Origin of the sequence: Agrobacterium burrii (assembly GCF_017313405.1) — a bacterium.
In the GTDB taxonomy this organism is placed as follows: Bacteria; Pseudomonadota; Alphaproteobacteria; order Rhizobiales; family Rhizobiaceae; genus Agrobacterium; species Agrobacterium burrii.
In genome coordinates, this window is the sequence record NZ_JAFLNA010000002.1 from 198,655 (window position 1) to 212,098 (window position 13,444).

The window sequence follows — 13,444 nt, forward strand, 5'->3', positions numbered from 1 at the left end:
GGAAGGTCGGCTTAGCCGCGTGAGCGGCGGCCATCCCTTCATTGCTGGATGGCAGGCATATTGAGGGTGCGGAGGGTCTAAAGATGGGCGGGTTGTCGGATTGGCTTGCGGATGCACAGCCGATCAATCGCAAGAACGCCGCGGAAGCGGTGTTTGAAGATATCCGCTCAGCGATTACTTCGGGGCAGATTGCGGTCGGCACACGGCTGCCTTCCGAGGCGCATCTGGCGCAAAGATATGGTGTCAGCCGACCGATCATTCGCGAGGCTTTGCGATCTCTCCAGACTTTGGGGCTGACGCAGACCCGCACCGGAAGCGGCACCTATGTGATGACGCCGACGCCGCCTTCCGAGTTGAATTACGGCGCTTATTCCGCCCGCGATCTGATCGAGGCGCGTCCCTTCATCGAGGTGCCGGCGGCCGGATGGGCGGCGCTCCGGCGCACCGATGCCCAGTTGGAGATATTACTGCACCTCTGCGACAGGATGGAAGTCGAAGAGAGGCCGCACCCCTGGGTGCTGCTGGATGGGCAATTCCACTGCGCCATCGCGGAAGCCTCGGCCAATGGCCTGTTCGCCAAGGTGGTGGCCGATGCCCGCGAGGCTGTGTCCCAGCAATCCGAGATGGTCAATCTGATGGCGGGCCGCCGCGTTGCGTCGAATTACGAGCACCGCCGGATCGTCGAAGCGATCCGGCGGGGTTCAGCACCCGAGGCGCGCGAGGCGATGGAGCTTCACCTTGGGCAGGTGAAGCAGGTGGTGACGACGATCATTGGAGAAGATCGGGCTCGTCAACCGTGAGCGCCGGCAGGTTGGCGAGGTGCCGCGGGCTCAGCGCCTGCTGCAATTGCGCTTCCGTCAGATATCCACGTTCCAGAACCACCTGCGGCACGGTGCGGCCGCTGGCCAGCGCCTCTTTCGCGACCTCCGTTGCCGCATAATAACCGATCAGCGGATTGAGCGCGGTGGCAAGACCGATCGATTCCTCCACACGTTGCGCCATGATGGTGGGGTTGGCGACGATGCCGTCAACGCAGCGTTCCGCCAGCGTGCGGCAGGCGGCGCTCAACTGGCTGACGCTCTGCGAAAGGGCGCGCACCATGATCGGTTCGAAGGCGTTCAGCTGCAGCTGCCCGGCTTCGGCGGCCATGGTGATGGTGATATCGTTGCCGATGACGGCATAGGCGACCTGATTGACCACTTCGGGAATGACCGGATTTATCTTGCCCGGCATGATGCTGGACCCCGCCTGAACCGACGGCAGGGTGATTTCACCGATGCCGGCGCGCGGACCGGAGGAGAGCAGGCGAAGATCGTTGCAGGTTTTCGACAGCTTGACGGCCACCCGTTTCAGCACGCCGGAGAGATGCACGAATGCGCCGGGATCCTGCGTCGCTTCAATGAGGTCTACTGCCGTTACCAGCGGCCGATCGGTCAGCGCTGCCAGATGCTGGCAGGCAAGCGCCGCATAACCGCGCGGCGCATTAAGGCCGGTGCCGATGGCGGTTGCGCCGAGATTGATCTCGTGCAGCAGGGCCGCGGATTCGATCAGGCGGGCCTGATCTTCACCCAGCATCACCACAAAAGTGCGGAATTCCTGGCCGAGCGTCATCGGCACGGCGTCCTGCAATTGCGTGCGCCCGATCTTGATGAAGCCGGCAAATTCCTGTGCCTTGCGGTCGAAAGCATCTTTCAGCACGCCCATGGAGGCCGCCAGATCGTCGATTGATTCGATCAGGCCGACATTGACCGCCGTCGGATAGGCGTCATTGGTCGACTGGCTGAGATTGACATGGTCGTTGGGGTGAAGGCGGGCATAGTCGCCTTTTTCGCGGCCAAGCAGTTCAAGCGCCCGGTTGGCGATGACCTCATTGGCATTCATGTTGGTGGAGGTGCCGGCTCCGCCCTGGATTTCATCCACCACGAATTGCTCATGCAGCGCGCCTGCGCGAATTTCGCGGCAGGCCGCAGCGATCGCTTCCATTCGTTCCGTGTCGAGCAGGCCGAGTTCGTGATTTGCGCGCGCCGCCGCCTCCTTCACATAGGCTAATCCCCGGACGAGATAAGGATTGTGGCCAATGGTCACCCCGGTGATCTGAAAGTTTTCCACCGCGCGTGCCGTGTGCACACCCCAATAGACATCCGCCGGAATTTCCTTCGTTCCGAGCAAATCATGCTCCCTGCGCGTCACACTCACTTTTTCCTCCACTGGCTTTTAAGTGTTGCTATATCTGTAAAGCTGTCTTACAGATTTTTCGACCTTAATCTGGGCTGAGGAGAAGGTCAATCATGTCGAATACCCTTGACGAGCGGCATTATCTGCCATTATGAGGGGCGAAAATCTGTCATGCAGCTTTACAGCATGTATGCGCATGCTGGCCATATTTCCAGCCTTGGGGACTGCGCCAGTTCCACTTTGATTTCCGGCTTATTGCCGATTAAAAGCGTTTTATCGGGAGGATAAATCCATGCATTCTGGGAAAACGGCATCTGCCGAACGTGAGGTCTTCGTCGAAGAAGAACTCGGTTACCACAAGGCCCTGAAGCCGCGTCAGATCCAGATGATCGCCATCGGCGGCGCGATCGGCACGGGCCTGTTTCTCGGCGCTGGCGGCCGGCTGGCGCAGGCGGGTCCGGCACTGGTGTTTGTGTACGCGCTTTGCGGCTTCTTCGCGTTTCTGGTGCTGCGTGCGCTCGGCGAGCTTATCATGCATCGTCCCAGTTCCGGTTCCTTCGTGTCCTATGCCCGTGAGTTCTACGGCGAGAAAATGGCCTTTGCCGCCGGCTGGATGTATTGGCTGAACTGGGCGATGACGTCCGTGGCGGATGTGACCGCCGTTGCCCTCTACATGAATTTCTTCAAGCAATATGTTCCGTGGCTCGCCGGTATCGACCAGTGGGTCTTCGCGATGACGGCACTTCTGGTCGTGCTGGCGATGAACATGCTGTCGGTTAAGGTCTTTGGCGAACTGGAATTCTGGTTCAGCCTGATCAAGGTGGTGGCACTCGCCATTTTCCTCGTTGTCGGCGTCTACTTCGTCATTTTCGGCACGCCGATTGAAGGTCACGTTACCGGTTTCAGCCTTATCACTGACAATGGCGGCTTTTTCCCGAACGGTATTCTTCCGGCCTTCGTCATCATTCAAGGCGTCGTCTTTGCTTATGCCTCGATCGAGCTGATCGGCACGGCGGCGGGAGAAACCGAAGACCCGCGCAAGGTCATGCCCCGCGCCATCCGCGCCGTCGTTCTGCGCCTCGTCGTGTTTTATGTCGGCTCGGTGCTGCTGTTCACGCTGCTTCTGCCCTATACCGCCTACAAGGCAGGCGAGAGCCCGTTCGTCACCTTCTTCGGTTCCATCGGCGTAGAGGGTGCTGACGTGATCATGAACCTCGTGGTTCTGACTGCCGTGCTCTCCTCGCTCAACGCCGGTCTTTATTCCACCGGACGCATTCTGCATTCCATGGCGGTTTCCGGCTCGGCTCCGGCAGCGCTGGCGAAGATGAACAAGGCCGGCGTGCCCTATGGCGGCATTGCGGTCACCGCCGTCGTTACCGTTCTCGGCGTGGCGCTGAATGCTGTCGTTCCCGCCTCGGCCTTCGAAATCGCCCTTAACCTCTCGGCGCTTGGCATCATCTGCGCATGGGCCGTCATCGTGCTCTGCCAGCTGAAGCTCTGGCAGCTTTCGCAGCGCGGCGAAATCGCGCGTCCGGATTTCCGCATGTTCGGCGCGCCTTATACCGGCATTCTCACGCTGATTTTCCTGTTCGGCGTGCTGGTGCTGATGGCGTTCGATTATCCCGTCGGCTCCTGGACCATCGCTTCGCTGCTGGTCATCATCCCGGCGCTGGTCATCGGCTGGTATCTGCTGCGCGATCGTATCCACCGTCTGGCGGCTGAACGTGCGGCCGGCGCGGGGCCGTCGCATTGAGCGGGCAGGGTGAAACTCCACTGGTGGCGGTCATCGCCACCGGTGGCACCATCGCCAGCCGGCGTGGCGCCGATGGCGCCAGTACGCCCAGCCTTTCCGGCGACGACCTGCTGGCGCTGGTGCCGCAGATCAGCGCCCGGCTGAAGCCGATCGATCTGATGGCGAAGGATTCCTCCAGCCTGACATTGGCAGACATGCAGCGCATCAGCGATGCGGTAGGGGTGGAACTCAATGACCCCGCGGTGGCGGGCGTCGTTGTTCTCCATGGTACCGACGCGATGGAAGAATCGTCGCTGCTCGTCAATCTGCAGCACAGCCTCACCAAGCCGGTGGTCTTCACCGGTGCGCAGTTTACGGCAGACCACCCGGATGCAGACGGCCCCGCCAATCTGGCGCAGGCCATAGAAACCGCGCTCGATCCGCAGAATGCCGCAAAGGGCGTACTTCTCTCCTTTGGCGGTCGCTGTCTGCCTGCCTGGGGGCTTTACAAGCTGAGTGCGGATGCGGCGGACGCCTTCCGCTCGGCGCGACCACTGGTTCAGGCCGCCGCGCCGAACCTTGCTGCTGCCGTCACCGATATCAGGGTTGATATCGTCGCCATCCACCCCGGCTGTGACGCCACCCATATCGACGCGAGCCTGCGGGCGGGCGCTAGAGGTATCGTGCTTGCGGCGCTCGGTTCGGGTAACGCCAATCCTGATATTGCCGAGGCGGTAAAACGCTGTGCGGAACGTGGCGTCCCTGTCGTCGTTTCCAGTCGCGTGCCGGAAGGCCGTCTCGTCGCAAGTTATGGCGGCGGCGGCGGTGGTCACGACCTTGTCGCGGCCGGCGCCGTGCATTCTTCCACGCTTCGTCCGGGACAGGTCCGCATTCTGCTGGCGGCGCTGCTGGCCGGCAACAGTCCGGCGGGAACCATTGTTTCCGCTTTCGGCGAGCCGCTTTCTCACTAAGAGACGGCAGCGGTGCCCGCGTTGGCGGGCATCGAAATTCCTATAGGATTCCTATTTTATTCCCTCTGTGGCCGTCTCGAACCTTTATGCGGTTCGGGTGCATTCTTCTGTTCAGGAAGGGATGGTGTTCCCTTCCTGAGCCAGAAAGAATGAAAAGCGACGTCCCACATGACGGCGCTTTTCTTCCTGTCCGGCTCCTTGTGGAAAAAAGGAGTCCCATCATGATGGACCTTGTTCTGATCGGCGCAGCGACGGTGTTCTTCGCCCTCTGCTTTGCCTATACGCGCGCCTGCGACCGGCTTTAGACGGAGGCTGCGATGATATTCGACTATGTCCTGAGCGGTGCCGTCACCGTCTTTATCGCCGCCTATCTCACCTATGCTCTCATTCGCCCCGAACGCTTCTGATCGGGAAGCGGCGGCTATTGAAAGTTAAAATACCATGACCCTCATTGGATGGTTTCAGATTCTGCTTTTCTGCGGGATCGTCGTCGCGCTGGTGAAGCCGCTCGGCTTCTATATGGCGCGTGTTTTTAGTGGCGAACGCACCCTGCTTTCGCCGGTTCTCGCACCCGTCGAGCGCGGTCTCTATACCCTTGCCGGAACAAGCGAGCGCGAGGAGCAGCACTGGACGACCTATGCGTTTTCCATGCTGCTCTTCAATCTCCTCGGTTTTGCTCTGCTTTATACGCTGATGCGTTTTCAGGCCGTGCTGCCCTATAATCCGCAGGCAATGCCGGCCGTCGGGCCGGAACTGTCCTTCAACACGGCAATCAGCTTCGTCACCAACACCAACTGGCAGAATTATGGTGGCGAAAGCACCATGTCCTATCTGACCCAGATGACCGGCCTTACCGTGCAGAACTTCGTTTCTGCCGCGACGGGCATGGCAATCGCCATCGGCCTCATCCGCGCATTTTCGCGTGCTTCGGGCAAGGCCATCGGCAATTTCTGGGTGGATATGATCCGCGCGACGCTCTACGTGCTTTTGCCCCTCTGCATCGTGCTGACCCTTGTTTATGTGTGGCTCGGCGTGCCGCAGACGCTCGGTGCCTATGTCACGGCACAAACGCTCGAGGGTGCGCAGCAGACGATTGCGGTCGGCCCCGTGGCGTCACAGCTGGCGATCAAGATGCTCGGCACCAATGGCGGCGGCTTTTTCAACGCCAATTCCGCGCATCCGTTTGAAAACCCTGATGCCTTTTCCAACATGATCCAGATGGTGTCGATCTTCGCGATCGGCGCGGCCTTCACTAATGTCTTCGGGCGCATGGTGGGCAACCAGCGCCAGGGCTGGGCGATCCTTGCCGCCATGGGCGTTCTTTTCATTGCCGGCGTCGGCGTCACCTATTGGGCGGAAGCAGCCGGAAATCCGCTGATGCACAGCTTTGGCCTTGCCGGCGGCAACATGGAAGGCAAGGAGGTTCGCTTCGGCGTGGCGCTTTCGTCGCTGTTTGCGGTCATCACGACAGCCGCATCCTGCGGTGCAGTCAATGCCATGCATGGCAGTTTCACAGCGCTTGGCGGTCTCGTCCCGCTCATCAACATGCAATTGGGCGAAGTGATCGTCGGCGGTGTCGGCGCGGGTTTTTACGGCATATTGCTGTTCATCATCATCGCCATCTTCGTGGCGGGTCTGATGGTTGGCCGCACGCCGGAATATCTCGGCAAGAAGATCGAGGCCAAGGAAATGAAGATGGCGGTTCTGGCCATTCTCTGCCTGCCACTCGCCATGCTGGCTTTCACCGCCACGGCGACGGTCCTGCCATCGGCGGTGGCGTCGATCGGCACGGCCGGGCCGCACGGTTTCTCCGAAATCCTCTATGCCTATACATCGGCAGCCGCCAATAACGGCTCGGCCTTCGGCGGCCTGACCGGCAATACCACCTGGTACAACATCACCCTTGGTTTCGGCATGCTGATGGGGCGTTTTCTGGTGATCATTCCGGCACTCGCCATTGCCGGCTCGCTGGTGACCAAAAAGACCGTTCCGGCCTCGGCCGGCACCTTCCCCACGGATGGGCCGCTGTTCGTTGGCCTGCTCGTCGGCACGATCCTGATCGTTGGCGGCCTGACCTTCCTGCCAGCCTTGGCGCTGGGTCCGGTTGCGGAACATCTGGTGATGGCTGCGGGCCAGGTCTTTTGAGGTGGCGCCATGACCAATGACACACCCCGACACCGACGTAACCTTCCTGTCCGCACTGGTGCTCCCGTCAAAAGGAGCGCCGGTCCCGGCGGCTGGTGCGCCTCCAATCTCATTCTTGCGATGATGGCGGCTCTGTTCGCCGCCGTCGTCGCTCTCGAAGTTCTTAACGGCTGATCGACCGGTATCGGTCGCCCTGTTTCAAACGCTGGAGCCTCTTCATGAGCCAGTCCAAACAAGCGAGCATCCTCGATTCTCGCATCCTCATCCCGGCTATTGCCGGCGCTTTCAAAAAGCTCAATCCGCGCACGCTGGCGCGCAACCCGGTCATGTTCGTCGTGGCGACAGTATCGGTGCTGACAACGGTGCTGTTCATCCGTGATCTCATCATCGGCAGCGAAAATCTCGGCTTTTCCTTCCAGATCAACCTCTGGCTCTGGTTCACTGTGTTGTTTGCCAATTTCGCCGAAGCCGTTGCCGAAGGGCGCGGTAAGGCACAGGCGGATTCGCTGCGCCGGACCCGCACCGAAACCCAGGCGAAACTGCTGACCGGCGATGACCGCAGCCAGTACAAGATGGTGGCGGGCACCAGCCTGAAGGTGAACGACGTCGTTCTCGTCGAAGCCGGCGATATCATCCCCTCCGACGGCGAAGTCGTCGAAGGTGTGGCTTCCGTCAACGAGGCAGCGATAACAGGCGAATCCGCCCCTGTTATCCGCGAATCCGGCGGCGACCGTTCGGCCGTTACCGGCGGCACGCAGGTTCTGTCGGACTGGATAAGGGTTCGCATCACCGCTGCTGCCGGCTCCACCTTCCTCGACCGGATGATTTCGCTGGTGGAAGGTGCAGAGCGCCAGAAGACACCGAACGAGATCGCGCTCAACATCCTGCTCGCCGGCATGACGCTGATATTCGTTCTCGCCACCGCGACCATTCCAAGCTTTGCGACCTATGCCGGTGGCTCGATCCCCATCATCGTGCTGGTGGCGCTGTTCGTGACGCTTATCCCGACGACGATCGGCGCGCTTCTGTCGGCCATCGGTATCGCCGGCATGGATCGGCTGGTTCGTTTCAACGTGCTCGCCATGTCAGGCCGCGCGGTCGAGGCTGCCGGTGACGTCGACACGCTGCTGCTCGACAAGACCGGCACCATCACGCTCGGCAACCGGCAGGCGACCGAATTCCGTCCGGTCACCGGTGTTTCCGAGCAGGATCTGGCCGATGCCGCACAACTTGCCTCACTTGCCGACGAAACGCCGGAGGGCCGCTCCATCGTGGTTCTCGCCAAGGAAAAATACGGCATCCGCGCCCGCGACATGCAGAAGCTGCACGCCACCTTCGTGCCCTTCACCGCCCAGACCCGCATGAGCGGGGTGGATTTCGAAGGTTCCACCATTCGCAAGGGTGCGGTCGATGCTGTTCTGGCTTATGTCGATGGCGGCGTTTTGCAACACGGTAATGCGGCGCTTGCGCTGAAGACCGAAACGGACGCCACACGTGATATCCGCACCATTGCGGAAGACATCGCCAAGACCGGTGGCACGCCGCTCGCCGTCGTGCGGGATGGAAAGCTGCTCGGCGTCGTGCAGCTGAAGGATATCGTCAAGGGCGGCATTCGCGAGCGGTTCGCCGAGCTTCGCCGCATGGGCATCCGCACTGTGATGATCACCGGCGACAATCCAATGACCGCTGCCGCCATTGCCGCGGAAGCCGGTGTCGATGATTTCCTTGCCCAGGCAACGCCTGAAAACAAGCTGGAACTTATCCGCGAGGAACAGGCCAAGGGCAAACTCGTCGCCATGTGCGGCGATGGCACCAACGATGCGCCGGCGCTGGCGCAGGCCGATGTCGGCGTTGCCATGAATACCGGCACGGTGGCGGCGCGTGAGGCTGGCAATATGGTCGATCTCGACAGCGATCCGACCAAGCTCATCGAGATCGTCGAAATCGGTAAGCAATTGCTGATGACGCGCGGTGCGCTGACGACATTCTCCATCGCCAACGATATCGCCAAATATTTCGCCATCATCCCGGCGATGTTCCTGGTGCTCTATCCGCAGCTTGGCGTTCTCAATGTCATGGGGCTTTCGACGCCGCAGAGCGCGATCCTGTCGGCCATCATCTTCAATGCACTGATCATCATCGCGCTTATCCCGCTGTCGTTGAAGGGCGTGAAATACCGCCCGATCGGCGCCGGCGCGCTGCTGTCGCGCAACTTGGTCATCTATGGTCTCGGCGGCATCATCGTTCCCTTTATCGGCATCAAGGCCATCGACCTAGCCATCACGGCGCTTGGTCTGGTTTGAGGAGTAAAGACAATGTTTAGACAGTTTCGTCCCGCACTGGTGCTCATCCTTGCCACCACCGCCATCACCGGCCTCGCCTATCCGCTCGCAATGACGGGTCTGGCGCAGGCGATCTTTCCCTTTCAGGCCAATGGCAGCCTTGTCGAGAAGAACGGCACGGTGGTGGGTTCGCAATTGATCGGGCAGGCCTTTACCGGCGAGAAATATTTCCACGGCAGGCCTTCCGCCGCTGGTACCGGCTACGACGCCGCCTCGTCTTCGGGCTCCAACCTTGGACCGACCAGCGCCAAACTCATCGACCGGGTGAAACAGGATTACGAGACGGCGAAAGCCGAAAATCCGGCGGCCGAGGTTCCTGCCGATCTGGTGACGGCATCCGGCAGCGGTCTTGACCCGCATGTCTCGCCTGAAGCCGCCTATTTTCAGGTTGCGCGCGTGGCCAAGGCAAGGGGCATGGATGAAGCTTCGTTGCGCGCCATCGTCGGGCGTCATGTCGAGGGACCGGAACTGGGCTTCATGGGCGAGCCCGTCGTAAATGTGCTGGCGCTCAACATGGCTCTTGACGCAGCCGGCTCATGAACTGAAATGGCTATGGCTTCTTCGGAAGCCATAGCCTCGACCACTGGTGGGTTAAATGCCTGACGATATCAGCAATATGCCGAGCCGACCGTCGCCCGATGCGCTGCTGGAAAATGCCCGGCGCGAGGCGCGGGGCCGGCTGAAGATTTTTCTCGGCGCAGCCCCCGGCGTCGGCAAGACCTATGAAATGCTGATGTCCGGCCGGGCGAAGCTTGCGGATGGTGTCGACACCATCATCGGCGTTGTGGAAACCCATGGCCGCCGCGAAACCGAGGCGCTGGTCGAAGGGCTGGACGTGATCCCCCGCAAGCGCATCGATTATCGCGGTCAGATACTGGAGGAGATGGATCTCGATACGATAATCGCCCGCCGCCCCGCTCTGGTTCTGGTCGATGAGCTTGCCCACACCAATGCTGCCGGCAGCCGCCATCCCAAGCGCTATATGGATGTTCAGGAAATCCTCGCGCAGGGCATCGATGTCTATACGACGCTGAACATCCAGCATGTCGAAAGCCTGAATGATGTGGTGGCGCAGATCACCCGCATCCGCGTGCGCGAAACGGTGCCGGACAGCATCATCGACCGCGCCGACGATGTCGAAATCATCGATATCACTCCCGACGATCTGATAAAGCGTCTGGAAGACGGCAAGGTCTATATGCCCCGCACCGCGCGGCGTGCCATCGAGAATTATTTTTCGCGCGGCAACCTGACGGCCTTGCGTGAACTGGCGCTAAGGCGCACGGCGCAGCGGGTGGATGAGCAATTGCTCAACCACATGCAGTCACACGCCATTTCCGGCCCCTGGGCGGCGGGAGACCGGGTTCTGGTCTGTCTCGACCATGGCGGCAACGGCTCCGGTCTGGTGCGTTATGCCCGAAGGCAGGCAGACCGGCTGCGCGCGCCATGGACGGCGCTGCATCTTGATACGCCGCGTTCACAGCAATTGTCGGAGGTGGAGAAGGACCGGCTGGCCGGCACGATGCGGCTTGCCGAGAGGCTGGGCGGCGAGACGGTAACCCTGCCGGCGCTCGATCTCACGCGGGAGATCATTTCCTACGCGAACGCCAATAATTTCACCCATATCATCATCGGCCGGCCCAGAAAGTCCTGGTGGCAGAGAATCCTCCAACGCTCGCTGACGCATGATCTGATCGACCATGCCGGCGATATCAGCGTACATGTCATTTCCGGCGACAAGAGCGAGGAAAAGCCGGCGCAGAACACGAAGCTTGCGTCGCCGCCATCGCGCCGGTCGCTGCAGGCCTATTTCAACAGCACCCTGTTTGTCGGACTGGCGATCGTGGTCGGCGTCGTGCTTGATCAGACGCTCGACGTGCAAAATCTGGCGCTCGTCTTCCTGATGGCGGTTCTGGCAGCCGCCGTGCGCGGCGGCCTCGGACCGGCGCTTTATGCCTCGGTGCTCGGTGCTGTTGCGTTCAACTTCTTCTTTCTGGAACCGCGCTATACGCTGACGGTGAGTGCGCCGGACAGCGTCGTCGCCCTGTTGTTTTATTTCGGGGTGGCGCTGGTGGCGTCCAACCTGACGGTCGCCGTGCAACGGCAGGCCGCTTCGGCACGGGCGAGGGCGCGAACCACCGAGGACCTGTATCTGTTTTCCAAAAAACTGGCAGGCACCGGCACGCTGGACGACGTTTTGTGGGCAACCGCTTTCCAGATGGCGTCCATGCTGAATGTCCGGGTCGTCCTGCTGCTGCCGGAAAACAATACGATTGCGGTCAAGGCGGGTTATCCTCCCGATGATACGTTGATGGATGCGGATATTGCCGCTGCCCAATGGGCTTGGGAGCACAACAAGGCCGCCGGCCGGGGTGCCGACACGCTGCCCGGCGCCAAACGGCTTTATCTGCCATTGCGCACCGGCAGCGGCGCAGTCGGCGTGGTGGGGCTGGACGACGACCGGCTCGGTCCGTTGCTGACGCCCGAGCAGCAACGGATGTTCGACGCGCTTTCCGATCAGGCGGCACTCGCTATCGAGCGCATCCAGCTGGTGTCGGATGTGGACCGGGCGAGGCTTGCGGCCGAAACCGACCGGCTGCGCACGGCGCTTCTGACCTCCATTTCCCATGATCTGAAGACGCCGCTCGCCGCTATTCTGGGGTCTGCCGGAACGCTGAAAGATTTTGCCGAGGACATCCCGCCGGATGCGCGCGCCGAGCTGCTTTCGACGATTGTTGAGGAGTCCGAACGGCTGAACCGCTTCATCTCCAATCTGCTCGACATGACGCGGATCGGCTCAGGCGCGATGGAGCCGAATTACGGGCTGCATTTCCTTGGCGATATGGTCGGCACGGCACTTTCGCGTGCGGCGAAAATCGTCGTCAGGCACGAGATCGTTCTCGATATTCCCTCCGATCTGCCGATGCTGAAGGTCGATCCCGTGCTTTTCGAACAGGTTCTGTTCAATCTCATCGACAACGCAGCCAAATACGCGCCCGAACAAACAACAATCGAGATTCGCGGGCGGCGGCAGGGCAGGCATGTCTTCCTGTCCGTTGCCGATGAAGGTCCGGGTATTCCCCCCGATGACACGGAGCGGGTGTTCGACAGTTTCTACCGGGTGCGCAAAGCGGACCATGTGCAGGCCGGAACAGGCCTTGGACTGTCCATATGCAAGGGGTTCATCGAGGCCATGGGCGGGTCGATCCGCGCGGAAAACCGGTTGGGTCGTTCAGGCGCGCAATTCACGATAAGCCTGCCGGTTCCCGCTGAAGCGCCTGTGCTAGATCATGATTAGGGCGCGATTTCAGGGGAGAATCATTAAAGTGCTTCGCCATACCCCCAAAGGAGATCGGGAGTGACCAATTCCGCCGTCCGCATTCTCATCGTCGATGATGAACCGCCGATCCGTAAGCTTTTGCGGGTGGGGCTGTCGTCTCAAGACTACGCGGTCAGCGAAGCGATGAATGCCCGCGTTGCGATGGAACGGGTGAATGAGGACAAGCCAGATCTCGTGGTGCTCGATCTCGGCCTGCCTGATATGTCCGGGCATGATCTTCTGGCGAAATGGCGCGGTGACGGGCTGGCGCTGCCCGTCATCATCCTTTCAAGTCGCACCGATGAGGCGGGCATCGTCAAGGCGCTGGAACTGGGCGCTGACGACTATATCACCAAGCCCTTCGGCATGAACGAACTCGTCGCCCGCATCCGCGTCGCCCTGCGCCATCGTTTGCAGAGCCAGGGGGAGAGGCCGGTTTTCCAGACCGGTGACCTGTCAGTCGATCTCGTCCGGCGTATCGTCAGGGTGGAAGACCGCGAGGTGAAACTCTCGCCCAAGGAATATGATATTCTGCGGGTTCTGGTGCAGCATGCGGGCAAGGTGCTGACGCACCGATTTCTGCTGGAGCATGCGTGGGACGAGTTGACCGACGTGCAATATTTGCGGGTTTATGTGCGCCAGCTTCGCCAGAAGATCGAAAAAATCCCGGACCAGCCACGTTATATCCTGACGGAAACCGGTGTCGGTTACCGGCTTCAGGAGGTTTGAGGGCGCCGTTATGGGACGCCCTCAAATGTTG

The 13,444-nt window shown here is 60.8% G+C and carries 11 protein-coding genes; 10 read left to right on the forward strand and 1 reads right to left on the reverse strand.

Annotation, left to right across the window (positions count from 1 at the left end; all coding sequences use genetic code 11):
- The first annotated feature begins 83 nt into the window (after nucleotides 1–83).
- On the forward strand, nucleotides 84–800 hold the full coding sequence (locus JZX89_RS04440) for a FadR/GntR family transcriptional regulator (protein ID WP_153514386.1): 717 nt from the start codon (nucleotides 84–86) through the stop codon (nucleotides 798–800).
- Here the strand turns inward: JZX89_RS04440 and JZX89_RS04445 are convergent.
- Nucleotides 769–2,196 (reverse strand): aspartate ammonia-lyase, encoded by a 1,428-nt coding sequence (locus tag JZX89_RS04445; protein WP_369809529.1) that lies wholly within the window; start codon nucleotides 2,194–2,196, stop codon nucleotides 769–771. The genes JZX89_RS04440 and JZX89_RS04445 overlap by 32 nt on opposite strands.
- Nucleotides 2,197–2,467: 271 nt before the next feature.
- Here JZX89_RS04445 and JZX89_RS04450 point away from each other — a divergent pair, with 271 nt between their 5' ends.
- From JZX89_RS04450 to JZX89_RS04490, 9 genes are all read left to right on the forward strand, one after another.
- Entirely contained in the window at nucleotides 2,468–3,928 is a 1,461-nt protein-coding gene (locus tag JZX89_RS04450) for an amino acid permease (protein ID WP_153514387.1), read from the forward strand.
- Nucleotides 3,925–4,878, forward strand: a complete 954-nt coding sequence (locus tag JZX89_RS04455) for an asparaginase (protein WP_207133228.1) — start codon at nucleotides 3,925–3,927, stop codon at nucleotides 4,876–4,878. Before JZX89_RS04450 ends, JZX89_RS04455 begins: the two co-directional genes overlap by 4 nt.
- 317 nt (nucleotides 4,879–5,195) lie before the next feature.
- Nucleotides 5,196–5,285: a K(+)-transporting ATPase subunit F gene (kdpF, locus tag JZX89_RS04460; RefSeq protein ID WP_035226808.1), complete on the forward strand. Its 90-nt coding sequence runs from the start codon at nucleotides 5,196–5,198 to the stop codon at nucleotides 5,283–5,285.
- Nucleotides 5,286–5,319: 34 nt separating this feature from the next.
- Complete coding sequence (kdpA, locus tag JZX89_RS04465; protein WP_207133229.1) at nucleotides 5,320–7,023, forward strand: potassium-transporting ATPase subunit KdpA; 1,704 nt, start codon at nucleotides 5,320–5,322, stop codon at nucleotides 7,021–7,023.
- A gap of 9 nt (nucleotides 7,024–7,032) precedes the next feature.
- Nucleotides 7,033–7,197 (forward strand): hypothetical protein, encoded by a 165-nt coding sequence (locus JZX89_RS04470; protein ID WP_194287612.1) that lies wholly within the window; start codon nucleotides 7,033–7,035, stop codon nucleotides 7,195–7,197.
- Between the two features lie 44 nt (nucleotides 7,198–7,241).
- Entirely contained in the window at nucleotides 7,242–9,326 is a 2,085-nt protein-coding gene (kdpB, locus tag JZX89_RS04475; protein ID WP_207133230.1) for a potassium-transporting ATPase subunit KdpB, read from the forward strand.
- Nucleotides 9,327–9,338: 12 nt separating this feature from the next.
- The gene (gene kdpC / locus JZX89_RS04480) at nucleotides 9,339–9,905 is read left to right on the forward strand and encodes a potassium-transporting ATPase subunit KdpC (protein ID WP_207133231.1); all 567 of its coding nucleotides are present in this window, start codon (nucleotides 9,339–9,341) and stop codon (nucleotides 9,903–9,905) included.
- 55 nt (nucleotides 9,906–9,960) lie between these two features.
- Nucleotides 9,961–12,663 carry a DUF4118 domain-containing protein gene (locus JZX89_RS04485; protein ID WP_207133232.1) on the forward strand — a complete coding sequence of 901 codons (2,703 nt, stop codon included), beginning with the start codon at nucleotides 9,961–9,963 and terminating at the stop codon, nucleotides 12,661–12,663.
- A 60-nt stretch (nucleotides 12,664–12,723) separates the two neighbouring features.
- The gene (locus JZX89_RS04490; RefSeq protein ID WP_207133233.1) at nucleotides 12,724–13,413 is read left to right on the forward strand and encodes a response regulator transcription factor; all 690 of its coding nucleotides are present in this window, start codon (nucleotides 12,724–12,726) and stop codon (nucleotides 13,411–13,413) included.
- The last annotated feature ends 31 nt before the right edge of the window (nucleotides 13,414–13,444 follow it).

What these genes read in the sequence shown, in the direction of transcription:
- JZX89_RS04440 (WP_153514386.1), top strand. Translation starts at nt 84, where the DNA reads ATGGGCGGGTTGTCGGATTGGCTTGCGGATGCACAGCCGATCAATCGC.
- JZX89_RS04450 (WP_153514387.1), top strand. Translation starts at nt 2,468, where the DNA reads ATGCATTCTGGGAAAACGGCATCTGCCGAACGTGAGGTCTTCGTCGAA.
- kdpF (WP_035226808.1), top strand. Translation starts at nt 5,196, where the DNA reads ATGATATTCGACTATGTCCTGAGCGGTGCCGTCACCGTCTTTATCGCC.
- kdpA (WP_207133229.1), top strand. Translation starts at nt 5,320, where the DNA reads ATGACCCTCATTGGATGGTTTCAGATTCTGCTTTTCTGCGGGATCGTC.
- JZX89_RS04470 (WP_194287612.1), top strand. Translation starts at nt 7,033, where the DNA reads ATGACCAATGACACACCCCGACACCGACGTAACCTTCCTGTCCGCACT.
- kdpB (WP_207133230.1), top strand. Translation starts at nt 7,242, where the DNA reads ATGAGCCAGTCCAAACAAGCGAGCATCCTCGATTCTCGCATCCTCATC.
- kdpC (WP_207133231.1), top strand. Translation starts at nt 9,339, where the DNA reads ATGTTTAGACAGTTTCGTCCCGCACTGGTGCTCATCCTTGCCACCACC.
- JZX89_RS04485 (WP_207133232.1), top strand. Translation starts at nt 9,961, where the DNA reads ATGCCTGACGATATCAGCAATATGCCGAGCCGACCGTCGCCCGATGCG.